25 protein-coding genes are annotated in these 20,882 nt (G+C 36.3%); 16 read left to right on the forward strand and 9 right to left on the reverse strand.

What is annotated here, in order from left to right:
• The first annotated feature begins 2 nt into the window (after positions 1–2).
• The 4 genes from BALOs_RS09090 to BALOs_RS09105 all read left to right on the forward strand — a co-directional run bounded on the left by BALOs_RS09090 (position 3) and on the right by BALOs_RS09105 (position 3,852).
• Positions 3–869 (forward strand): VWA domain-containing protein, encoded by an 867-nt coding sequence (locus tag BALOs_RS09090; RefSeq protein WP_120404972.1) that lies wholly within the window; start codon positions 3–5, stop codon positions 867–869.
• A 127-nt stretch (positions 870–996) separates the two neighbouring features.
• Entirely contained in the window at positions 997–2,208 is a 1,212-nt protein-coding gene (locus tag BALOs_RS09095) for a lytic transglycosylase domain-containing protein (protein WP_133296972.1), read from the forward strand.
• Entirely contained in the window at positions 2,183–2,938 is a 756-nt protein-coding gene (locus tag BALOs_RS09100; RefSeq protein ID WP_120404973.1) for a PilZ domain-containing protein, read from the forward strand. Before BALOs_RS09095 ends, BALOs_RS09100 begins: the two co-directional genes overlap by 26 nt.
• A 137-nt stretch (positions 2,939–3,075) precedes the next feature.
• Complete coding sequence (locus tag BALOs_RS09105; protein ID WP_115363210.1) at positions 3,076–3,852, forward strand: endonuclease I family protein; 777 nt, start codon at positions 3,076–3,078, stop codon at positions 3,850–3,852.
• Positions 3,853–3,860: 8 nt separating this feature from the next.
• Here the strand turns inward: BALOs_RS09105 and BALOs_RS09110 are convergent, their stop codons facing one another.
• The 3 genes from BALOs_RS09110 to BALOs_RS09120 form a co-directional block, all read right to left on the reverse strand.
• Positions 3,861–4,676: a thioredoxin domain-containing protein gene (locus BALOs_RS09110; protein ID WP_120404974.1), complete on the reverse strand. Its 816-nt coding sequence runs from the start codon at positions 4,674–4,676 to the stop codon at positions 3,861–3,863.
• A gap of 130 nt (positions 4,677–4,806) precedes the next feature.
• A complete protein-coding gene (locus tag BALOs_RS09115) occupies positions 4,807–5,505 on the reverse strand; it encodes a response regulator transcription factor (RefSeq protein WP_120404975.1) in 699 nt (232 codons plus the stop codon).
• Positions 5,498–7,078 (reverse strand): sensor histidine kinase KdpD, encoded by a 1,581-nt coding sequence (locus tag BALOs_RS09120; RefSeq protein ID WP_120404976.1) that lies wholly within the window; start codon positions 7,076–7,078, stop codon positions 5,498–5,500. The genes BALOs_RS09115 and BALOs_RS09120 overlap by 8 nt, the downstream gene beginning before the upstream one ends.
• A gap of 110 nt (positions 7,079–7,188) precedes the next feature.
• Between BALOs_RS09120 and BALOs_RS09125 the strand changes: the two genes are divergently transcribed.
• The gene (locus BALOs_RS09125) at positions 7,189–7,959 is read left to right on the forward strand and encodes a 3'-5' exonuclease (protein ID WP_115363218.1); all 771 of its coding nucleotides are present in this window, start codon (positions 7,189–7,191) and stop codon (positions 7,957–7,959) included.
• A 77-nt stretch (positions 7,960–8,036) separates the two neighbouring features.
• The gene (locus tag BALOs_RS09130; protein WP_120404977.1) at positions 8,037–8,435 is read left to right on the forward strand and encodes a DUF309 domain-containing protein; all 399 of its coding nucleotides are present in this window, start codon (positions 8,037–8,039) and stop codon (positions 8,433–8,435) included.
• On the opposite strand, the gene BALOs_RS09135 is transcribed toward BALOs_RS09130, so the two are convergent.
• Both BALOs_RS09135 and BALOs_RS09140 read right to left on the reverse strand, forming a co-directional pair.
• Positions 8,358–8,777 carry a group II truncated hemoglobin gene (locus tag BALOs_RS09135; RefSeq protein ID WP_120404978.1) on the reverse strand — a complete coding sequence of 140 codons (420 nt, stop codon included), beginning with the start codon at positions 8,775–8,777 and terminating at the stop codon, positions 8,358–8,360. The two genes, BALOs_RS09130 and BALOs_RS09135, sit on opposite strands and share 78 nt — an antisense overlap.
• A 59-nt stretch (positions 8,778–8,836) precedes the next feature.
• A complete protein-coding gene (locus tag BALOs_RS09140) occupies positions 8,837–10,102 on the reverse strand; it encodes a S8 family peptidase (protein ID WP_120404979.1) in 1,266 nt (421 codons plus the stop codon).
• A 195-nt stretch (positions 10,103–10,297) separates the two neighbouring features.
• Between BALOs_RS09140 and BALOs_RS09145 the strand changes: the two genes are divergently transcribed.
• The 4 genes from BALOs_RS09145 to BALOs_RS09160 all read left to right on the forward strand — a co-directional run bounded on the left by BALOs_RS09145 (position 10,298) and on the right by BALOs_RS09160 (position 13,429).
• Positions 10,298–11,002 carry a VC0807 family protein gene (locus BALOs_RS09145; protein WP_115363226.1) on the forward strand — a complete coding sequence of 235 codons (705 nt, stop codon included), beginning with the start codon at positions 10,298–10,300 and terminating at the stop codon, positions 11,000–11,002.
• Between the two features lie 24 nt (positions 11,003–11,026).
• The gene (locus tag BALOs_RS09150; protein WP_120404980.1) at positions 11,027–12,079 is read left to right on the forward strand and encodes an aldo/keto reductase; all 1,053 of its coding nucleotides are present in this window, start codon (positions 11,027–11,029) and stop codon (positions 12,077–12,079) included.
• An 86-nt stretch (positions 12,080–12,165) separates the two neighbouring features.
• Complete coding sequence (locus BALOs_RS09155; protein ID WP_120404981.1) at positions 12,166–12,777, forward strand: hypothetical protein; 612 nt, start codon at positions 12,166–12,168, stop codon at positions 12,775–12,777.
• 94 nt (positions 12,778–12,871) lie between these two features.
• Positions 12,872–13,429 (forward strand): hypothetical protein, encoded by a 558-nt coding sequence (locus BALOs_RS09160; protein WP_115363232.1) that lies wholly within the window; start codon positions 12,872–12,874, stop codon positions 13,427–13,429.
• Between the two features lie 53 nt (positions 13,430–13,482).
• Here the strand turns inward: BALOs_RS09160 and BALOs_RS09165 are convergent, their stop codons facing one another.
• Positions 13,483–14,502 carry a 3-oxoacyl-ACP synthase III family protein gene (locus tag BALOs_RS09165; RefSeq protein ID WP_120404982.1) on the reverse strand — a complete coding sequence of 340 codons (1,020 nt, stop codon included), beginning with the start codon at positions 14,500–14,502 and terminating at the stop codon, positions 13,483–13,485.
• Positions 14,503–14,720: 218 nt separating this feature from the next.
• Between BALOs_RS09165 and BALOs_RS09170 the strand changes: the two genes are divergently transcribed.
• Together BALOs_RS09170 and BALOs_RS09175 are read left to right on the forward strand one after the other, a co-directional pair.
• Positions 14,721–15,614: an endonuclease I family protein gene (locus tag BALOs_RS09170; protein WP_120404983.1), complete on the forward strand. Its 894-nt coding sequence runs from the start codon at positions 14,721–14,723 to the stop codon at positions 15,612–15,614.
• A 16-nt stretch (positions 15,615–15,630) separates the two neighbouring features.
• On the forward strand, positions 15,631–16,023 hold the full coding sequence (locus tag BALOs_RS09175) for a hypothetical protein (protein WP_162929632.1): 393 nt from the start codon (positions 15,631–15,633) through the stop codon (positions 16,021–16,023).
• Between the two features lie 4 nt (positions 16,024–16,027).
• Here BALOs_RS09175 and BALOs_RS15495 read toward each other — a convergent pair whose 3' ends face one another.
• Both BALOs_RS15495 and BALOs_RS15210 read right to left on the reverse strand, forming a co-directional pair.
• Complete coding sequence (locus BALOs_RS15495) at positions 16,028–16,162, reverse strand: hypothetical protein (RefSeq protein WP_255509263.1); 135 nt, start codon at positions 16,160–16,162, stop codon at positions 16,028–16,030.
• A 14-nt stretch (positions 16,163–16,176) separates the two neighbouring features.
• Positions 16,177–16,350, reverse strand: a complete 174-nt coding sequence (locus BALOs_RS15210; RefSeq protein ID WP_162929633.1) for a hypothetical protein — start codon at positions 16,348–16,350, stop codon at positions 16,177–16,179.
• 188 nt (positions 16,351–16,538) lie between these two features.
• Here BALOs_RS15210 and BALOs_RS09180 point away from each other — a divergent pair, with 188 nt between their 5' ends.
• The 3 genes from BALOs_RS09180 to BALOs_RS09190 are packed head-to-tail and all read left to right on the forward strand — an operon-like array spanning position 16,539 to position 18,312.
• Positions 16,539–16,994 carry a hypothetical protein gene (locus tag BALOs_RS09180; RefSeq protein WP_115363240.1) on the forward strand — a complete coding sequence of 152 codons (456 nt, stop codon included), beginning with the start codon at positions 16,539–16,541 and terminating at the stop codon, positions 16,992–16,994.
• Between the two features lie 6 nt (positions 16,995–17,000).
• The gene (locus tag BALOs_RS09185; RefSeq protein WP_120404985.1) at positions 17,001–17,573 is read left to right on the forward strand and encodes a DTW domain-containing protein; all 573 of its coding nucleotides are present in this window, start codon (positions 17,001–17,003) and stop codon (positions 17,571–17,573) included.
• 13 nt (positions 17,574–17,586) lie between these two features.
• Positions 17,587–18,312 carry an arginyltransferase gene (locus BALOs_RS09190; RefSeq protein WP_120404986.1) on the forward strand — a complete coding sequence of 242 codons (726 nt, stop codon included), beginning with the start codon at positions 17,587–17,589 and terminating at the stop codon, positions 18,310–18,312.
• Here the strand turns inward: BALOs_RS09190 and BALOs_RS09195 are convergent.
• Positions 18,286–18,909, reverse strand: coding sequence for an alpha-ketoglutarate-dependent dioxygenase AlkB (locus tag BALOs_RS09195; RefSeq protein ID WP_120404987.1), 624 nt, complete (start codon positions 18,907–18,909; stop codon positions 18,286–18,288). The genes BALOs_RS09190 and BALOs_RS09195 overlap by 27 nt on opposite strands.
• A gap of 184 nt (positions 18,910–19,093) precedes the next feature.
• Here BALOs_RS09195 and BALOs_RS09200 point away from each other — a divergent pair, with 184 nt between their 5' ends.
• The gene (locus tag BALOs_RS09200) at positions 19,094–20,881 is read left to right on the forward strand and encodes a hypothetical protein (protein ID WP_115363248.1); all 1,788 of its coding nucleotides are present in this window, start codon (positions 19,094–19,096) and stop codon (positions 20,879–20,881) included.
• Position 20,882 lies beyond the last annotated feature (1 nt).

A 20,882-nucleotide genomic window follows, 5' to 3' on the forward strand; every position in this document is an offset into this window, starting at 1 on the left:
CTATGCGCCGCCAAAGAAAGTCCATCGACGTCTTTAATATTTCATTTCTTGATCTACTTTCTGGTGCCCTCGGCGCTGTCATTATTTTATTTATTGTCGTTCCAAAAAATGAAAAGCCAGTTGCCCAAAAGCCACCACAAAAGCAAGAAGTCTGTGTCGATAACTCACAGGCACTAGATCAATGTCAAAAAATTGTAGCGCAACAACAAGACCTTATAAAAGAGTTAAATCAAAAGCTTAAGGAAAGTATAAAACCTAAGAAAGAAGATAGCGTTGAAAAGATCACTAAGAAGCAAGATGATACATCAAATACTAATGATGTAGGATTTAACTTTAAAGGAAAAAATGTTGCCTTTGTTATTGATGTTTCTGGATCAATGGCAACAGATGACCGTATAGGAGAAGTAAAGGCTGGCCTTAAAATGTTAATTGCCTCAATGGGTAAAGACTATAAAGTTGATATCATTTATTATCCGGGTCCTAATCGCTCATCATATTATTCTCTTTGGGGTGTTTTACAAAGCCTTCATAATCTAAAAGTAAAAGAAGAAGTATATGGGTTTCTTGCTAGGCTTACTCCAAATGGTACGACACCAACAAGAGCAGCTTTAATGTACACCCTCGATCAATATTCTGATCTAAGTGATATTGTCTTATTAAGTGATGGCTCACCAACAAAGTCAGGAGCAACAGCATCTCCCGATAATATCGATGATATCGTCAAACAGGTCACGACTAAGAACCGTCTTCGCAAGGTTCAGATTAATGCTATCGGAGTAGGGGCCAAAAACTTCAGTAAATCCTCTAACTTATACAAATTCCTAAGAAACTTAACAAAATCCAATAACGGTTTTTTCTATGGCTTCTAAAGTTGGCGAAATTTACGATTTTTCATAACTAGAATTTTTATGGAAAAAATAGGTTAAGAGTCTGTAATCATTCAATTAACTTCCCCGTATCTACTGCAACTTACACAAAATTGACATAATATTGTCAATGAACGCTTCCAAGAAACAAACATTTATCAATTACATGGCCCGTGCCTTAACACGTGCCTGTTTCTCAGCATTGCTTCTAGGGGCCACGGTCCTTCTAAGTTCATGTGCAGGTCCTATGAATCCATTTGGAAGTGACACATTATCTCTTATTAATGATCGTGATGATTTTGAGAATTTACAAGCATTTACAAAGATCTTAGATGAGCATATTAACTTTGATAATGTTGGTACAAGTACTATCGGAATCGAATTCTTCCCAAAGAAGCAAAACCGTCATTCCATCTATGACTTATACGTAAAAATAAATTCAACTAGAGGTAAGCTAAATCCAGATAATATCGTTATCTTTTGGAATGGAAAAAATGTTACCTCAAGTTTTAAACATAATAATAAAGTTATCTTTCAAGATGAAAAGAATATCATCTATAAGATAAATCGATTAAGCCTACCTGCTAGACTTACAACGGACATTAAAGTTGGATATCAATATCGCGGAGAAATTAGATCTCTTTATCGATATGAAGAACCTTCATGTCGTCAAGCATCTAAAGAGAAGATCAAAATATCTTCTACTGATCCTTTTAATGTAAAAGATAGCTTTATTGAATTAGTTGAAAAAGAGGCAAATAAGGAAAAGACAAACCCTTCTATGCTTCTTGGCCTAATTGCACAGGAATCTGGTTTTAATTATCGCTCAGTAAGTTCGGCCAAGGCCATAGGCCTTACACAAGTAACAGATGCAGCAAGCCAACATGTTATTAAAAAGCATGATAAATGGAAGGTTGATAAAAGAATTGAAAAGCTTCCTTATGGTGTTGTTAAATTCTTAGTTAGAACAGGAAAAATTAATTATAAAAATGACTGGCGTCTTAATAAGAAAAAGTCTGTTATAGGTGGCCTTGAATATATTAACTACCTAAAAAAGTACTGGAGAGGAAATTTTGATCTGATTCAAAAGTCTTATCCAAAAATTAAGACAGTGAGATCATTTGAAAAAAGCCAATTATTCACTGATCTTATTCTAGCAAGTTATAACTCAGGCCCATTTCGAGTAAAGTCACAGCTAATAAAATTAAGTACAAATTGGCGTCAATCAGATCGCCTAAAAGAAGCAAAGAATTATATTAATAAAGTAAATAGCTACTGTTATCACTTTAGCCAAAATCAAGAACAAGGAGAAATCCATGAAGATCAAGCCGTTAATCTTTAACGTTTATGCATTTGTATTTTTAGCAATTGCTGTAAGTATACCAGTCCAAGTGATGTTCCTCTATGGGTACAACGCAACAGATATTGGTGCAATCTGGTCCAAGATGACATTCTTTAATTTAATGGTCATGGCATCTTGCTGTATTAATGCATACTTCTCATTCACGGCCCAAAATGATATAAAGTGGAGCTTCCCTCTTTCAATTGGTTTTGTTTGTTTAAATAATTCGATTGTTCTCGTTTATGGAAATGATTTTGAAGCAGCGACTGTTATTTTATCGACATTCGCATATATCTTAATGACTTCATATTTTATTCTAAGTCAGGATACAAATGTAATTAACTCACCAGCTGCTCAGTGGTGGAAGACGGCCCTAAGGTATAAGGCACCTCTAGCAACAAAAGTATCTTCAACAGATATTCCAATTAACTTAGGTAATACTTTTGATATCTCTAGAACTGGAGCCTATATTTCTTATAATGTTCCAACTCAAAAGGATATTTTCTCATGTGGTGATGTTTTCACTTTTAATATTGGTGACGAGCTAGAACTTAAGGCAAAAGTAGTTAGAAAGTCTATGGCCGTAGGACGTTACCCAGAAGGAATGGGCGTACAATTTATCGACCTTGGCGTAAGTGAGAGAATCCAACTTGAGAAGCTTTTAAACAGTCTTAGAGACAGTGTAGAAGAAGAAAATGAAGAGTACCAACAATTTAATAAAGCTGCTTAAAACACGTTTTTAAGTGGCCTGATAACCAAGCGCTTGATTTCAATAATAACAGGACCTTACGGGGTCCTGTCTTTTTATTTACACGTAAATTCTACAATAACCTATCAAGAATTCATAAATGGCCGTAAAAACATCTCATGCGCAGATTTATAACTCTTATTAGTCTATTTATTCTTTCAACCTCAATACTTGCTGGCGAAATCACACCGCTAGGACCAGAGCGATCTCTTGAATTAAGACAAAAGCTAATCGTCCTAATGAAGAAGAATAAAAAGACTCTTTATTACAAAGAAGCAAGACTACATCTATTTAATGAAATCTATGCTTATTATAAAGAAGGAAGTGAGAATAACTTTATAAGAGATATCTACTGTGAAGTTGAATACCAGAATAATGTTGATATCTTTATGGATAACGATGACCTTCCTGATGGAAATGTTTTAAATACAGAACACACTTGGCCAAAGTCTCGTTTCTTTGATTATGGTCCGCAAGTACCTCATCATCAAAACACTTATGATGAAATGGTATCTGATATGCATCACCTCTATCCTACTGACTCATTAGTAAATCAAAAGCGTGGTGATCACTTCTTTGGAGAAGTCGATCAGGAAAATAAAGGCCAATTATGTGAAGCTTCCAAAATGGGACAAAACTCTAAATACCCTCAAGTACAATTCTTTGAGCCACCTGATGAAGTTAAAGGTGATATTGCAAGAGGCCTCTTCTACTTTGCTGTAATGTATGAGCTTCCAATCGACGATAGAGAAGAAGAGTTTCTAAGAGCTTGGGACAAACTTGACCCTGTTTCTTCTTTTGAAAAATTTAGAAATGAAATGGTTGAAAAGTATCAGGGTAACCGTAATCCATTTATCGACTACCCTGAATTAATAAAATTAATTCCTAATCTATAGGCCTAGACTTACTTAGTATCAGCAGTCTTATTCTCTAACAAGCGATCAATAATCTTCTTAAAGTGAGCATAAGGATAAGCACCCTTCACAGGAACTCCGCCAACTACAAATCCTGGTGTTCCACTGAAGCCAAGCTTATTTGCACTTTCAATATCAAAAGCAATCTTATCATCAACCTGCTTTGAATTAGCTAGCTTCTTAATTTCTTTAGTATCAAGCCCCATTTTCTTAACGACTTCTAGTAAGTACTTCTCTCCTAGTCGAATCTTTGCTTGATTACGAAGGATTGTTTCATGAAACTTAAATGCTTTTTTTCCATGCTTAATACGAATAGCTTCGTAGTACTGTGCTGCTAATCTTGCTTGAGGATGAATTGAATCGATTGGTAAGTGGCGATAAATAAAGGCCACATCTTTACCATATTCATCCATTAACTGTTTAACAGTTTCAAGGGCCCTAAAACAGAATGGACATTGAAAATCAGAATATTCATAGATCTTAACCTTGGCATTTGGATTTCCTATAATAAGATCATCACTGTGAGATTGAACCTGAATAGGATTTTTAAAAGCATCTTCTAGAATCTCTTTTTCTTTTCGATTACGATCGGCCAATGCCTGTTGTTTCATTTCAGATGCCATTTGTTGTAATGTTTCCATAAAAACCTGAGGGTTTTTCTTCATAACATCTGTAAGAATTGTCGGATCGTCTTCTAGTGCCTTTCTAATATCTTGCGCGGAGTTCTTATTTGAGCAAGATGCTAAGAATAAGGCAACCAGCACAAGTAGAATTGAAAAGTTAAATGTTTTGTTAGAACTAAGCATTATTTCTCCTAAGTTGTTAACAACCTATCGTACAATTATGCACTAGCTTTATCGAAGCTACGTTAGAGTTATGTCAATTCTTTGAAAAGTTGTGAATACTAAAGGGGGAAGGACTCCCCCTTTCAATTATTTATTGAGCATGTTGCGGTCGAAGCTTATAACCGATACCTCGAACTGTTTCAATTAAGTTTTCATTAAACTTCTGACGAAGCTGAAGAACGTGTGTATCCACAGTACGTGTTGAAGGATAACACTCATAACCCCAAACCTTATTTAAAATCTCATCTCTTGAAAGAGCGCGATTTGGATTTTCGACAAGTAGCTTTAAAAAATCAAACTCCATCTTAGTTAACTCAACGAGGCCACCATCCCAAGTTACTTCACGAGTATCATTATCGATCTTAAGTTTACCTAAGGTTAGAATTCCTTTTGTATCAACGGCGTTATTGCCATTATTATTCCCACCTTGTTCACCAATTCTTAGCTGAACACGAATACGAGCAAGAAGTTCTCTTGTCTCAAAAGGCTTTGTCATATAATCATTTGCTCCTGACTCAAGGCCAACAACTTTATCGATAAGATCAGTTTTTGCAGTAAGGATAATCATTGGCGTCGTGTTTCCATTTGAGCGTAACTCTTTTAGAAAATCAATTCCTTGGCCATCAGGTAACATCCAATCCTGAATGATAAGATCGACATCTTTAAGATCAATCTTTCTTGCATCCTCTAAGGTCTGCGCCCAAATTGCATCAAAGCCTTCCATCTTTAGGAAGTCCATAATCCCTTTGCCTAAAGAAACATCATCTTCTACTAGTAATAATTTATCCATTTGGCTTTTTCCTCTTAGGTAGCGTAATAATAAATTTCGTTGGCTTTTTTACCAACTCAATTTTACCGCCCCATTCATCTACTATATTTTTAATAATATTTAATCCTAAACCTGTTCCAGAACTTTTTGATCCTTTAACAAATTCACTTGTTAAGGTCTCTAAATCCTTATTCAATTCTCCGCCATCACCAACTTCAATGACAAAGTTTTTATCTTTCTCAAAAACATTAATATAATGCTTTTCTTCACCGTGGATAAATGAATTCTCCACTAAGTTTTTTATTAAAATTTGAAACCAATAAAAATCCACAAAGACAGGGCCTTTAAGATCGATATTGATATCAATTTCCTTTAGGTAAGTATCCTTAATAGGAATTATTGTATCATAAATTAAGTCCTCAGGATTTTCGAGTTCTTGATATGTAAACGAGAGCATTCCTCTTGCATTTGCCCCCTGTAAGTAATGCTTCGACTTCTCAGTTAACCTCTGAAGGCGATAAACTTCACCGGAGATTCTTAATAAGTCCTCTTGCTGCTCTTCAGGAAATTTATCAATATCACGATTGAGTTTATCAATAATTAGAAGAAGAGATGCCACTGGCGTTCTAAACTCATGTGTTAAAACTTGCAAGGCCATTTTCTTACGATTCTCTTCTACTTTGTCCCACTTAATCTTGCTAAAGAGTAGCCATAAGATAATGAAGAATATGACGAGAATTCCAATGAAGGAAGTTAAGGTTGAAGTTGAAACAGTTTGCAATAAGTGCTTCGTACTTTGACGCCAACAAATTGGACCTTCAGTATAAACACACCATTTACCAGGTCTTGCTCGAGAGATTTGATATGGGGTCGACTCCAAATAGCGTTCAATAGAGTCCATTGTGTAAAAACGATACTCAAGAACATTGTATTGACGTGGATACTTTATTCTAGAAAGTAGATAATTCTTTGCTAAGATCCTAGCTTCCTCATTGATGATATCTCTTAGAGTGTCTTCAGATAAAGAAGCAAGTAGTCCATAAATTCCACCAAGTGGCCCAATCTCACGTTGTAATTGAGAAAGTTCAGAAACGTGGAAAAAAGATAGTCTTCTTCTGACCCAAGATGTGTTTTCTGCTTGTCCTGTTGCTAATTGATATTGAAATAGTAAATATGCATAACTAACACCAGAGTCATGTAGAAATGGCGGGGTCTTAACAAACCATCTTGGAATACTTCTAATACGGCCACATCTAATAAGCTCCCACATCCCCTTCTTACGACTTGCTGTTAATTGGGACTGAAGAACCTCAATATTTGAGCATCCTTTTGAGCTTGATAAAAGGTCTGAATCAAATTCTTCAATTGCCATTGATGGATTCAATAATTGGAATTGTTCATCAGAATAATATAGAGATGAGAAGTTCACTATTGCATAAGGCGTGATCTGACTTTTCATCTGTTCTTTAATATCGTTTATCTCTTCAATTTGATATTGGCTGGCAAAACGAGGTGCAAAAGTCTTTAAAACAAAACTTCCAGAGAAAAAGGCCACAATTAGGGCCGTGAATATGAGTACAATATATGGTTTCATTAAATCTTTAAAATCCCAGCATTTACATTAGAGGTTGTATCGCTCATAATTGTCCTAGATTAGTCAGAAATTTGTCAATTCTGCCATAACACAAAGCAAAAGGAAATCTCATGCTCATTCTTGGTGTCGACTTAGAAGGAATCAACGAAAATCTTACACAGAAAGGCGTAAACCTCAATGTCGATAGAGTTACTGAAATTGGTGCAGTCCTATGGGATACACGAATCAACTCTCCAGTGAGAATCTTCTCAGAGCTTATTGACGAAAAAGATCGTCTTAAACTTACTCAAGAAGTTATCGAATTAACAGGAATTGATGAGCAATTACTAAAAGACTGGGGACGTCGAGGTGACGAAATTAAGATGGCCCTTGAAAGATTAGCTCTATTAATTAAAAAAGCAGACTATCTTATGGCGCATAACGGTGCAAAATATGACAAGCCAATGTTAACGGCCATGTTTGAAAGATATGAAGTAGATATGCCAAATAAGATTTGGATTGATACCCAAGAAGATATCGAATACCCAAGTAAAATCAGACATAAGTCCATGGCAATGCTTGAGCACTCTCACGGCTTTATTAATCCATTTCCACACCGTGCGGTTACAGATGTTCTAGCAATGCTTAAAATTGCTTCTCACTATGATTATGCAAGAATGACAAAGCTTGCAAGTGCACCAAAAGTTCGCATCGTAGCAGAGCTGAAGGCACCAAATTGGAAGAACAAGCAAGAAGTTGAAAAGTTTAATACTATCAAGCACAAAGTTGCACGTGCTCGCTTTCAATGGGATCCAAATGTAAAAGAATGGTCTAAGATTGTTTCTCAAGTTCATATTGATGAAGGTAAGCTTATGTATGACTTTGACTGGAGACTCTCATAAGATATTCTGATCGAGCGCTACCTGTATATAAGTTTCGCCCAGGAAAGAACCCTCACCCACTCAAAAAAGATGGGCATATGGAATTTACAGGTGAACCAGAAACAAATGCTCTAAAAAGTAGTGCAGACTTTAGAAATAACTCAGATTATCTATACGCTATTGACCTGATTAATCACGGCTATTACTGGGAATGTCACGCGTATCTTGAATCACTTTGGAATGAACATAACCGAACTGATGATTATGCCATCCTCTTTAAGGCCATCATTAAAGTTGCGGCAGGCTTACTTAAAAGAGATATGGGCCAAGAAAGCGCTTGCGCCACTCACCTTGAGCGCTGCCTTGAATTATTAGACCAATTAGATTACGAAGAATTTTGCGGCATCGAACTTATGGAATTAAAAGTTCTGGTTTCTCATATGCTCAGCAAACCGCTGGAAAGCAGACCAGATCTCATCATCAAACTTAGGCTTTAGCTGCTTTTTATCAAGAGCTTTTCTCATACAATAGAGCCATTCATCACGCTCAGCAAAACCAATCTTGAATGGGAAATGACGCTTTCTCATACGAGGATGGCCATATTTTTCAATGTAAAGACTTGGGCCCCCAAGCCATCCCGATAGGAACATAAATAATTTCTTATTTGCACCTTCAAGGGAAGTGGCGTGAAGCCCACGACACTTTGATGCTCTTGGGTCAGTATTCATAACTTCATAGAAGTCATCCACAAGTTCTTGGACGCCAGCTGCGCCACCTAGTTTTTCATAAGGAGTCATTTTAAATTTACGAATGAGAAATTCTGGTAGTTTAATTTTCATAATAAAAAAGGGAGTCAATTGACTCCCTCTTATATATCACTATTATTCAGATATTTGAATTAATTTTGGATATTGTTAAGTAGACGGTATGCTTCGATACGTCCCGACTTAGCTTTTGTAATAAGAGTAGCATTTGGAACTGCTGTCTTATAAATTCTTTCCTTGATCTCAGAAAATGAAAGTTGATCTTCTTTTGATAATAGAAGTCCAAGAACACCTGAAACCATTGGTGTTGCCATTGAAGTTCCTGACATTTTTTTATAACGCTCACCTGGAACTGTTGAAAGAATATTAGAACCTGGAGCAAATACGTGAACTGTTTCTTGTCCGTAGTTAGAAAATGATGAACGATTACCTTTACCGTCCATTGCACCTACTGAAATTACATTTTCAACTTCATAATTTGCTGGGTACGTTGATCTAACATCATTATCTGAACGAGAGTTTCCTGCAGCAGCAACAAATAAAACACCCTTATCACGTGCATTCTCAATTGACTCTTTTAATGCTTCTGAATATTCTCCTCCACCCCAAGAGTTAGAAAGAATTTTTGCACCATTAGCAACGGCATAATCAATTGAAGAAATTGCATCAATTGTTTCACCTGAACCACTATCACTTAGGAATTTAATCGACATAATCTTAACATTTGCCATTACTCCCATGATCCCAGTTCCATTATGACGAGCACCAATGACACCAGCACAGTGAGTACCGTGAGAGTGACCATCCATTGGATCTGCATCTTTATTAGCAAAATCATATCCGTAAACGTCATCAACAAATCCGTTTCCATCATCATCAATTCCATTACCTGCAATCTCGCCTTCATTCTTCCAAGTATTGGCCTTTAAATCAGAGTGAGTGTAATCAACACCTGTATCAATTACCGCTACTACTAAATCACGATTTCCAGTTTCAACATTCCATGCTTGAGTAGCATTAATATCTTCTCCAGCTTTACCATTTGAGAACCAACCACCAGAGTTTCGTCCATCATTTAGTAATCCCCATTGCTTAGAGAATTGCTCATCACGATTCTCTGTTAGAGCAGATTCTACTGATTGAGGAGCACTAAAATCATTTAAGTTAATGATCCAGTTCTTTTCAACGTACTCTACTGCAGGATCAGCAACTAATCCTTCAAATTTTTCTTTAACAACAGCAAATGTACCAAAGCTAAGCTTTCTCATTTGAGCGTCAGCATACGTTGTATTAACAAATGATTCGTATCCTGGCTTAAGTTTTACAATGTAACCGTTGAAGTCTTGAGCTGATGCGCTCAGTGCACAAGTTAGTCCAAGTGCTAGAAATAGTTTTTTCATGTTTTTATCCTTATGTTCTTCCGTGACCAAAAGTTTTTCAATTCTAAAACTATTTCAAATTAATTTTCTTAAGACAAGTTCACTTTACAAGGTGTAAGAAGTTGTTACGATACCCGACTTTACATGTCGGATGATTAAAACTTTGAATAGCTTAGACAATTGGGTATGATAATTGCGTTTAGCTAAGGATCACAAATGACGGATATGCCAAATAATAACGAAACAAGAAAAAAAGAGAACCCATTCATTAATCTAATATGCAATGTGGTTATTCCTTCAGTAATTTTAACGAAATTTTCATCCGAAGAATATTTAGGACAAGTTAATGCCTTAATCATAGCATTGGCCTTTCCCCTTATCTATGGAGCATGGGACTTTATTTCTCAAAGAAAGTTTAACTGGATTGCGGCCATTGGTCTTATCAGTGTTTTACTTACTGGTGGAATTGGACTTTTCCAACTTAATAAGACCTGGATGATTGTAAAAGAAACTGCCCTTCCTCTAGTTATTGGTTTATTTGTTCTAGCTTCACAATTTACTAAGAAGCCACTTGTTAAAACTTTAATAGAGCAAATTTTTGACTTAGAAAAAATCCATCAAGCAATGGAAGAGAAGAATATAAAAGACGACTTTGATCAAAAAATCTATATTGCTGGATTTTACTTCTCTTGCACATTCTTTCTGTCTGCAGTTTTAAATTATGTACTTGCTGTAATCGTATTGAAAGGTTCTCCAGGAAGCGTTGAATTTAACGAGAGTCTAGGTAGAATGACGGCCCTAAGTTTCCCAGTAATTTCAATTCCAACAGTTATTGCCACTGGTTTTATTATTTTTGGACTTGTTAATTATATAAAGAAGCAAACAGACCTGCCTCTAGAGGCCATGGTTAAACAACAATAACCCAAACGAAAACGAGAGGGATAGATGCAACAAAATCAATTAGGAAATTCACAAATAAAAGTAAGTAAGATCTGTCTAGGGACAATGACATGGGGTGAACAAAACACACAAGAAGAGGCCCATGAGCAATTAGATATGGCCCTCGAATACGGTGTCAACTTCATCGATACAGCAGAGATGTATCCTGTGCCAGGACGAAAAGAGACATATACTAAAACAGAACAATATATTGGTACTTGGGATAAGATGCAAACGAAGAGAGACCAATTTGTTCTCGCTTCTAAAGTTGCAGGCCCGGGTAGCATGGATAGCTACATAAGAGAAAGTGAGATTAGAAAAACTCCTTTTTCAAAGTCCGATATCAAAACAGCTTGTGAAGCTTCATTAAAAAGACTTAAAACAGATTATTTAGATCTCTACCAAATTCACTGGCCAGCACGAGTAACTAACTTCTTTGGCCGTCTAAATTACGAGCACTTCACACCAGAAATAGAAGTATCATTTCGTGAACGAGTAGAAGCTATTGGTGAATTGATAAAAGAAGGAAAAATCCGTACTTGGGGTCTTTCAAATGAAACACCTTGGGGTGTGATGCAATACCTTAATGCTGCAAAAGAATGTGGTGTCGATGCACCCGTTTCTATCCAAAATCCATACTCTCTTCTAAATCGCTCTTTTGAAGTTGGCCTTTCAGAAATGGCCATCAGAGAAAAAGTTGGGCTTTTGGCCTACTCACCACTTGCCTTTGGAGCCTTAAGTGGAAAGTACCTTGGAGGTGCTAAGCCAGAAGGTGCAAGATTAACGATCTTTGGTGAATACTTCACACGCTATTCATCTGAGCATGCAGCAAATGCAATTAAAGAATATGCAACACTAGCAAATGATGTTGGACTAACACCGGCCACCCTAGCTCAGGCCTTTGTTAATGACAGAGAATTTACAACATCAAATATTATCGGTGCTACAAATCTTGAACAATTAAGAGAGAATCTAGCAAGTAGTGAGATCACACTAGATACTGAGACTCTCCAAAGAATTGAAGATATTCATAAGGTCTTCACGATTCCTTGCCCTTAATTGGAATTTCTTGCCTAGTCCTCCACTAAGTTTTTGATTTTACATATTTTGTTAAAATCTATTTATGAACGGATGTGGAGGAACTCATGTTTAATCGAATTAGAAAGACCAATAATGAATTCGATCAGGGTAAAAAAGAGTTAGCGAAAGTGTTTTTTGAACTTGAAGAGTTTGAAGATGCACCTTTAAAAATGGCCCTTTCAACTTATGAGTCCCTACGTGAAAGCACAAAATCGAGTGAAGACTTCTTCTACTATTTAATTGAAGACTCTATCTTCACATCACTATATGCAACATTTTATGAAAAAATTTTTCAGGCCATCGCCTCTCATCCAGAGCGCGCACTTGATTTAATTGATAGCTTTAGTGCTGATGTTGATGAAAGAGAGCAAATTATCGCAACTCAAACACAGCATCATTTAAACTTTGTTGAAAATTATGGAATGTGTAATGGTTGTTCATCTTGTGAATTCCACCAGGATGTTGCCGAACTCATCTCTTATTATCAACGTGGTGATATTAATTTCTTCACAGAGTTATTCCTAGGTATGCAAACAATGCAATTTGCCATGGAGTACTTCCTCTACGACTACATTCCTAGTAATCCTGCCTACGCTAAATTATGTGGACCTGAATTTATCCAATACTGGCGTGAATTGATCTACAATTATTGCAAAGTTAAGGCCCGTGAACTTTAAAGATAAACTTACAAGTTCTATCTTTAAGCTTTACTAAATTGCATAAATTAAAACTCCTTAATATCATTAATAGGATTATAAAAAGGAGTTTATAATGAAAGTAATCATAAGTTTACTACTGCTTCTGCCTGCCTTTGGTGCTGGGCTTAAAATTGGAAATGACCTAACGTCAAACCCTGTTGAGGGAACAATCCGTCTTACATGCTCTGATCGTAATGGAAGAGACTTTCGCTTTGTCGATTGCCGCGCAAACTTCTTAAGTCCATCAGAATTCTCAAAATTCGTTCTTGGAGAAGGTGAAAGAGTTGATGCTGATGAAGTAACTCTTTACTACAAAGACCACAAGGGTCGCACGAAATCAAAATCATCACGCTTTGACTCAGAAAAAGGTGAAAGTAAGAATAGATTTAACCTTTGGATACATACACTTTTTCAAAGACCTCTCCTAAATTATTATGGAGAAAATGAAGTTGAGTATAAGCTTGAAAAAGATGGACGCGAAGTTGCAACAGGAAAGTTTGTCGTTAATGTTGAAAAACAAGAGACGAAATACTGCCCTCAAGCAAGTTACTGGTCAAGCAACCTAGATGACTGCCGCTTCCCTTCTAACTACTGTAGTCGATATTTCCGCGATTATAATTATTGCCAATAATAAAAAAGCCTCCATTTTGGAGGCTTTCTTTTTTCTATCAATTAGATACTTTATTAAACACGATATAGGGCCGATGCCCAAGTAAAGCCTGCACCAAATGCAGCAGAGGCCACAAGCATACCAGGTTTTAAAACACCCTCTTTCATAGCATCATGCATTCCAAGTGGAATTGTTGCCGCTGTGGTATTTCCATATTTTTGAATTGTATTGAATACTTTTTCTTCTGGGATTCCCATCATTTCAGCAACCTTAGAATTAATTCTTAGGTTTGCTTGGTGAAATAAGAAAACATCCACATCATCAATTGTAAGATTATTCTTTTCAAGTAGAGCACCAAGACTTTCTGCCATTCTCTTCGTTGCGTGAACAAAAACAGTGCGCCCATTCATTTGTGGGTAATGTAATTTTTCGTCAAGCATTTCTTGAGACATTCTTTCAGATGAGTCAAATCCTGTTCCCGGAGCCGGAATCCATAATTCCTTAGCATACTTTCCATCACTATGAAGACTTGCATCGATGAAACATGGCTCTGTTTTTTTATCGTTAACTTCAGATGCACTCATAACAATTGCACCGGCTCCATCACCAAACAGAACAGCAACATTTCTTCCATCAGGCGTTTGATCTAAGCCTTTTGAATGAACTTCTGCTCCAACAACAAGGATATTTTTATTTGTACCTGTGGAAATAAATTTATCTGCAACAGACATTGCATAAAGAAAGCCAGAACATTGTTGTCTTAAGTCTAGACAAGGAATTTCACTCATTCCAAGCTTTGCCTGAAGAAAACAACCTGTTCCAGGAAAGTCAAAGTCAGGAGAAAGAGTTGCAAAAACAATCATATCTATATCTTCTTTATTAAGCCCAGCATTTGAAATTGCTTCTTCACTTGCTTTTACGGCCAAATCAGATGTTGATGTTTTAGAATCAACCCAATGACGTTGCTCAATTCCCGTTCTTTGAACGATCCACTCATCAGAAGTGTTCATCATTTCTTCGATATCAGTATTCTTATAAACTTTTGGTGGTACGTAAGAGCCCACACCAATAATTTTACTTGCCAATACACCCATAGTATTTCCTTTTCATAAATCTTCTTACATTTGAATTGGTGAATGATATTTTACAAATTTAACACAATATTCTTAGATGCGATAGATAGCTACCTTACAATTTTATCTTTATTAATTTGCCCCGACATAACTTTTATGCTCGAGTATTTCCCCTCTTTTTTTATTGGCCATCATATTTTTTCTTGTTAACATATTTATATTCCAAGGAAGGAATTAAAATGACTAAGCTTAGTCACCTTTTGGTGCTTTTATCCATTCAAATAAGTTTCAGTGTTCACGCAAATGTTCACTTTAATCTTACCTCAACCCCTCTCAGTAAAATAAATTACTATCCTGAGAATATTGAAAAGTATCTAAATAAAACTCATTCAAAAAACAATTCAAAACAAAATCTCAAGCAAGCCTTGCGCAATATTATTGTCTCAGGACATATAAGAAAGGCCGGGCAAAAAGATATCTTAACAAGTTCATGTAAAGGTCTAAAAAATTGCTACGAGCAAAAAGCTCCTGATAGTTACAAGCAAGCAAGAAAGTATCTATTTGGAGATATTTATCTGAGACAAAGCCGCGGTCAGTACTTTGTTAAAGATGTTTATTGTAACCAAGAAATTGGTGAAAACGATGGTATCGGGCCAATGCAAATTCCAAATCACCGAGTTATGAATTGTGAACATAGCTGGCCTCAGTCAAAGTTTAACCCTAACGAAAGTCGCAACACACAGAAGAATGACCTACACCACCTCTTTCCAGTAAACTCTCGAGCGAATTCATCAAGAAGCAATCATCCTTTTGGCGAAGTAACTGGGCGAGCTGTAAACTCTAATTGCACATCTTCTTCAATAGGAGAAGTTAATTACGAGGATCAACTAACCACATCTTTTGAACCGCCACTAGAGATTAGAGGTAATATTGCTCGCGCTCTATTCTACTTCTCTACTCGCTACAACATAGCAATTGATGAGGCCCAAGAGTACTACTTAAGAAGATGGCACCGTGAAGATCCAGTTGATGATTTTGAAGTGCAAATTAACAATCGAATTTATGAAATTCAAAATAGTCGTAACCCATTTATTGACGACGAAGAATTAGTCAATGCTATTAAAGATTTTTAAATACTCAATTTTTATAATGGCCATTATTTCTTGTGCCACTCCAACTAAAGAAAAAACTAAGCCTCTCACACGTCGAGAGCGTCAACTTCTATATTACCAACGTCTAAGAGCTGCCCAGTGGCAGGAGATAACAAAGAAGAAAAAATCGACTCCTTCATATCACAGAGATAAGAAAATATCGGTTCAGCCTAAGCGCCAAAAGAAAAAAGAGAAAAAGAGGCCACAAATTATCCCAGTTGATCCACATGGACAAAGAATTGAAATAGAGCAATTACTAACATTCCATTGCATAAAACAACGTATGGATAATTGCGATGAATTATCGACTCGTATTTTTGATAAGTGTCTCCAAGAATATAATCCCGGAGACAGACGACTGACTGACTGTATAAAAAAATCTCTAAGATAGAAGTTTAATTAGCTGCTTTCTTTTCTTTTTCAACTGTTGAATCTTCAATCTTCTTAGCGTGCTTTTCATGCTTTTGAGTTTCTTGATCTTGTTTCTCTTGGGCCTTTTGTTTTGCCTTTTCAATACGTTTAAAAGACAAATCTGCAACATTATCTAATTTTCCAGAATCGGCCCCAACTGCTTTACCAGCTCATCTCCAGCGCCTAGCTCTTGATCTTCCTCTTCACCTTTCTTCTTTGCATCAGGACGCTTCCTAAATCGCCAGTAGGCTTGAATGAGATTCTTACACTCCTTCTCTTCAAGCTTGAGTCTTTCCTTCAGGTTCATAAATTTCTCCTTGGTCACATTTTGGGAAATATATTCTATTTGGCCACAGTAGTGCATCAATAGCAACTTAAGAGAGTTATAGATTTCCAAAGTGCACAAAATTTAGTTTTTCTAAACTATTAATTAAGTTTTAAGAAGTTAGATACTACTTATTGAGTTAAGTACCGCAAAGGGGTATAATTTAATAAATGAAAAGCTTAGTGATAAACACGACATTAAAGGCTTCAGTGGATGAAATTCTGAGCAATTTCAATGCAAAAACAATGCAAGAAGCAACGCCACCCTTCATCAATCTTGAAGTTACGCGCTTTGATGGAGTTGAATATGCTAATCAGACACATATGATTACTTCTATCCTTGGTCACTACCAGTCTTGGATAATTGAAGTGATGCAAACAAAGAGAACCGACAAAGGTATAATCATTCGAACAGAGGCAACAGAGTGCCCATTCCCGTTTAACCTTTGGATTCACACTTATCATATTCGTATGCTTGAAAATGGCATGACTAAAATAACAGATAATATAAAGTATAAAACAGAAAACTTCCTCTTTGATCTTTTAATCTACCCTATCGTCTACTTCATTATGTACTACCGTAAGCCAATTCTAATGGATAAGTACAATAAAGAAGTCAATATATAGACTCTTATGAATAAAGAAAAACGCGCTCATTGTGATAAATGTCACAGGCCTTTGAAGTCTTGTCTATGCGCACATGTAAAACCAGTAAAAATTCAAACTCCTATTACTATCCTTCAAAGTAAAGATGAGGCAAAGCACCCATTTAACACCGCAAAGTTTGGGCTACTTGCTAGTGATAAGATTAGAATTATAAAAAGTGATGATATTACAGAAGAAATAATAGACGATCTTACCTCAAAAGAATCGTTTCTATTATTTAAGAATGAACACTCAAGGCCTATTTCTAAAAGCGATCTTCCAAAGGGAGAGATGATAGTCTTAGATGGAACATGGAAGAAGGCCAAAGGTGTTTACTTTAAATGGCCTAAGCTAAGTTCGATTCCGTGCTACCACCTTGAAGAAGATCAAAGAACGATCTACTCCTCAATAAGAAAGTCCTGTGGTGAAGAACATTTATCGACTTTAGAGGCCATAGGAATGTCTTTAAAAGCACTTGGGGAACTCAATGAAAACTCTTATGAAGAATTAATTTCTCCACTAAAAAAGCTAATTGAACAACAAGAAGCTTTCAAAAAATGATACAATATATTGTATGAAGATGCTTGTCTCTCCTCGCCTTAGTGAACTTGACTCATGCCCTTACTTAGAAGGTCACATGGAACAACATGAATTCTTCTTTGCAGGTGAGCTGGCCTTAGATGAACTTGATTATCTTTTACAACACGGTTGGAGAAAATTTGGTCAATTCGTCTTTCGCCCCACGTGTCCAAATTGCACAAAGTGTATTCCACTTAGAGTTGACCTCTCCAGCTTTAAAGCAACTAAGAATCAAAGAAAGTTTCTAAAAAAACATCAACACTTACAAATTAAGTTTACTCCTCTAATCTTTAGAAAAAGACATTATGAAATATATAGAAAGCACGGTATCGAGAGATTTCAAAATAGTATTGATGCTTCAATTATAGATAATGAGCAATTATTTAAAGAGACTTTTTATCGCTTTACTGGAACCCAATTATTGAGTGAAATTTTTGAGGATGGTAAATTGATAGCTTTTGGAATCTTAGAGCAGTCAGAAAGTGCTCTTAGTAGCGTTTATTTTAGTTATGATCCTGAATACGAAAAAATGAGTTTGGGTCACCTTGGAGCATTAAGTGAGATCTTATATGCAAAAAGTTTAGGCCTTGAGTACTACTACTTGGGATACTGGGTTGAAGAAAATAAGTACATGAGATATAAATCCCGCTACACCCCTCATCAATTATATGACTGGAAAGAGCAGACCTGGAAATTAGCGGATAATTCTTCGAAAGGTTAAATTTATCCTTGGCCCAACTTTTCTTGCTGTTTTATTTAGCTGATGCTTCCAGTAATGTTGGGTTGCTCCCTTCATAATAAGTAAGCTTCTATCCTCTAACTCGATTTCTACTTTTTCACATGATTTATCAAATCGATGCTTTAAGACAAATTTTCGAGTTTCACCAAAAGAGGCCGAAGCGATGACTGGGTTTCGCCCTAAACTTTCTTCATCATCACTATGCCATGAGGCGTAGTCTCTTCCATCGCGATAGAGATTACAAAGACAGCCATTAAAACTTTCACCTGTTATTGCCTCAACTTCATCTTTAATCGTTTTTAATTCTTTATTCCAATCATTTCGTAATAGCTTTATTCCTGAGTAACTATATTCCATGTCATTTGAATACCATGCCTGTAGTCTAGGAATATCGTGAGTTTTACCATAAAGCGTAATCTGATCTTGGCGTAGATTTAACGAGTTCTTCAAAGCCTCAAAATCGACTTTAGTGCGTCCAAAGAAATTTGGGTAATAAATGATTTTAGCGTCTTTTAAATTATAGACAACTTCATCACTAGTTTCTTGTGTACTTTCTCCAAAGAGATCAAATTGATTCATGGCCAGATATTAGCATTAAGAGCATAAACTCTTCAAATCACAAGTCTAAAAATGCCAAAAATAGGACACGCTCATAAATAGCGTAATTCCTGCCTAAGTACCTAAAATCTCTATAAATCTTATATAATAGTAAGAGATTAACCAAAGGTTCGCTAAAATTACTATATAAGGTAAGGAGTTTGCTATGCATATGGCACAACGAAATTTCATCATATTCAAAAAAATCTTAATTACTGTGATTTCATGGTCTCTATTACTTACACCAACAGCAAATGCTTTGGCACAGCAAGAGACTACTCCAACACAGCAGGAAACTTCAGCACCTCAAGAAGGCACAGAGACTGAAACGGAAACATCACAACAGTCGACGACTCAAAATAGCACACCACCTTCGAGTATGAATCCTAATTACTGCCATGAAGATGGTAGTGCTAAGGATTGCCCTAGTAAGTATGTTTATAATTGCCATCTAAAGAGCTGTGTAGCGAATGAAGATAACGAAAACTACAACCAAGAGTATATGAAATGCGGTGGTAGTGAGAAGTGTCAAGAAGAGCTTAAAGCAGATGCTAAAATGTTCACAGAACATAAGGCCACTGATGCTAGTTCCGTAAAATCCAAAGACGATGTACTTCGTTATCTAAAAGTTGCCGCAAATATTGGATATGGATGTGTACTCCTTGGAGCCGGTGGTTGTGATACCGACTTTGGTCTACAGATAGCAGCAGTTATTATTATGTCATCAGCAGTCATGAGCTTAATGGGAGATACATATAAGGATGACTTTAAGAATGCAAAGAAACGTCTTGAGAACTTAGAGAAAACTGATGAAAAAGGCTGGAACCATAGAATTCAAAGAGAAGCACTAAAAGCTGAAATTGATATGTTAAAGGACATGGAAAAAGCAGCGAAGAAGAAGATGAAGCACCATCAGAGAACATCCACACTAATATCAATTGTTGGGATTTTAGCTGGTATTTGTATCGCTTTAACTTGGACTGGTTGTAGTGTAAGTAATCCATGTTCTGGTTGGGCCTTTGGCCTAAGTGCTGTCGCCTTTGTCTTAGAGATGAAAGCTAATCAAATTGCGAAAAAGGCCATGAAGAGTGCGCAAAGTGCACGTCAAAAAGCGCAGAAGGTTTTAAAGAAATTAGAAAGCCGATATAATAACCAATACAGTGCAGGGAGAACGCAAAAGATTGCAACAAGCTCTGCTGGAACAGTCGGTCAGTCTGACTTCCAAAACGCTTCAGTATCTCAAAATGAAGCTTCTGCAGGAAATGTTCAAGGAGAAGTTATTTCGGAAGTTCCTGAGATGAATATCAACATGGGTACACTTGGAACGAATGGACAGAACTTTCTTAACGAAACAGGTGGAGCAGAGGTAATCGAAGGCTTCAACCGCACAGTTAAAGAAGGTGATACAAAGTATGTTAACGATTCTATCGATAAGAATGCAGCTAAAATTTCAAAAGCAGCAAGAAAGGTATTAGAACTAGTCGCAAAATCAAAGAAGGCCGACGATAAAGCAAAGTCTGCGGCAAATGCATTTCTAAATCCTAATAGTGAAGATAGTCAAAGATTTCTTGCTAATACTTTAGCAGATAATACATCCCCTATTGCCATGGCGCTAAATTACCGTAAAGCAGGTGGTGCAAATGCTAGTAAAGAATTAGAAAATAATACAAAAGTAAAACCAGAAACGGCCGTTGCCTACGATAGCTCGTCAAAAGATTATTTAAAGAAAATCAAGGCCCAACTTGAAGATTATGAATCGCTCCTAGCTGATGATACAGGAATTATGGCCATGAGTAATTTTGGAGACCCAACTGTTGATAGCAATGCTGTTGATCAATTAAACCAAAATAATAAAGACCCAAAAGAGACGATTCATAAAGACTCTGGAGTCTCTCTATGGAAAATTATTTCAAATCGTTATAACGAAATAAAATTGAAGAAAATTCTAGATTAAA

Origin of the sequence: Halobacteriovorax sp. BALOs_7, assembly GCF_003612895.1 — a bacterium.
Classification (GTDB): Bacteria; Bdellovibrionota; Bacteriovoracia; order Bacteriovoracales; family Bacteriovoracaceae; genus Halobacteriovorax_A; species Halobacteriovorax_A vibrionivorans.

What these genes read in the sequence shown, in the direction of transcription:
- BALOs_RS09090 (WP_120404972.1), top strand. Translation starts at nt 3, where the DNA reads ATGCGCCGCCAAAGAAAGTCCATCGACGTCTTTAATATTTCATTTCTT.
- BALOs_RS09095 (WP_133296972.1), top strand. Translation starts at nt 997, where the DNA reads ATGAACGCTTCCAAGAAACAAACATTTATCAATTACATGGCCCGTGCC.
- BALOs_RS09100 (WP_120404973.1), top strand. Translation starts at nt 2,183, where the DNA reads ATGAAGATCAAGCCGTTAATCTTTAACGTTTATGCATTTGTATTTTTA.
- BALOs_RS09105 (WP_115363210.1), top strand. Translation starts at nt 3,076, where the DNA reads ATGCGCAGATTTATAACTCTTATTAGTCTATTTATTCTTTCAACCTCA.
- BALOs_RS09110 (WP_120404974.1), bottom strand. Translation starts at nt 4,676, where the DNA reads ATGCTTAGTTCTAACAAAACATTTAACTTTTCAATTCTACTTGTGCTG.
- BALOs_RS09115 (WP_120404975.1), bottom strand. Translation starts at nt 5,505, where the DNA reads ATGGATAAATTATTACTAGTAGAAGATGATGTTTCTTTAGGCAAAGGG.
- BALOs_RS09120 (WP_120404976.1), bottom strand. Translation starts at nt 7,078, where the DNA reads ATGAAACCATATATTGTACTCATATTCACGGCCCTAATTGTGGCCTTT.
- BALOs_RS09125 (WP_115363218.1), top strand. Translation starts at nt 7,189, where the DNA reads ATGCTCATTCTTGGTGTCGACTTAGAAGGAATCAACGAAAATCTTACA.
- BALOs_RS09130 (WP_120404977.1), top strand. Translation starts at nt 8,037, where the DNA reads ATGGAATTTACAGGTGAACCAGAAACAAATGCTCTAAAAAGTAGTGCA.
- BALOs_RS09135 (WP_120404978.1), bottom strand. Translation starts at nt 8,777, where the DNA reads ATGAAAATTAAACTACCAGAATTTCTCATTCGTAAATTTAAAATGACT.
- BALOs_RS09140 (WP_120404979.1), bottom strand. Translation starts at nt 10,102, where the DNA reads ATGAAAAAACTATTTCTAGCACTTGGACTAACTTGTGCACTGAGCGCA.
- BALOs_RS09145 (WP_115363226.1), top strand. Translation starts at nt 10,298, where the DNA reads ATGACGGATATGCCAAATAATAACGAAACAAGAAAAAAAGAGAACCCA.
- BALOs_RS09150 (WP_120404980.1), top strand. Translation starts at nt 11,027, where the DNA reads ATGCAACAAAATCAATTAGGAAATTCACAAATAAAAGTAAGTAAGATC.
- BALOs_RS09155 (WP_120404981.1), top strand. Translation starts at nt 12,166, where the DNA reads ATGTTTAATCGAATTAGAAAGACCAATAATGAATTCGATCAGGGTAAA.
- BALOs_RS09160 (WP_115363232.1), top strand. Translation starts at nt 12,872, where the DNA reads ATGAAAGTAATCATAAGTTTACTACTGCTTCTGCCTGCCTTTGGTGCT.
- BALOs_RS09165 (WP_120404982.1), bottom strand. Translation starts at nt 14,502, where the DNA reads ATGGGTGTATTGGCAAGTAAAATTATTGGTGTGGGCTCTTACGTACCA.
- BALOs_RS09170 (WP_120404983.1), top strand. Translation starts at nt 14,721, where the DNA reads ATGACTAAGCTTAGTCACCTTTTGGTGCTTTTATCCATTCAAATAAGT.
- BALOs_RS09175 (WP_162929632.1), top strand. Translation starts at nt 15,631, where the DNA reads ATGGCCATTATTTCTTGTGCCACTCCAACTAAAGAAAAAACTAAGCCT.
- BALOs_RS15210 (WP_162929633.1), bottom strand. Translation starts at nt 16,350, where the DNA reads ATGAACCTGAAGGAAAGACTCAAGCTTGAAGAGAAGGAGTGTAAGAAT.
- BALOs_RS09180 (WP_115363240.1), top strand. Translation starts at nt 16,539, where the DNA reads ATGAAAAGCTTAGTGATAAACACGACATTAAAGGCTTCAGTGGATGAA.
- BALOs_RS09185 (WP_120404985.1), top strand. Translation starts at nt 17,001, where the DNA reads ATGAATAAAGAAAAACGCGCTCATTGTGATAAATGTCACAGGCCTTTG.
- BALOs_RS09190 (WP_120404986.1), top strand. Translation starts at nt 17,587, where the DNA reads ATGAAGATGCTTGTCTCTCCTCGCCTTAGTGAACTTGACTCATGCCCT.
- BALOs_RS09195 (WP_120404987.1), bottom strand. Translation starts at nt 18,909, where the DNA reads ATGAATCAATTTGATCTCTTTGGAGAAAGTACACAAGAAACTAGTGAT.
- BALOs_RS09200 (WP_115363248.1), top strand. Translation starts at nt 19,094, where the DNA reads ATGCATATGGCACAACGAAATTTCATCATATTCAAAAAAATCTTAATT.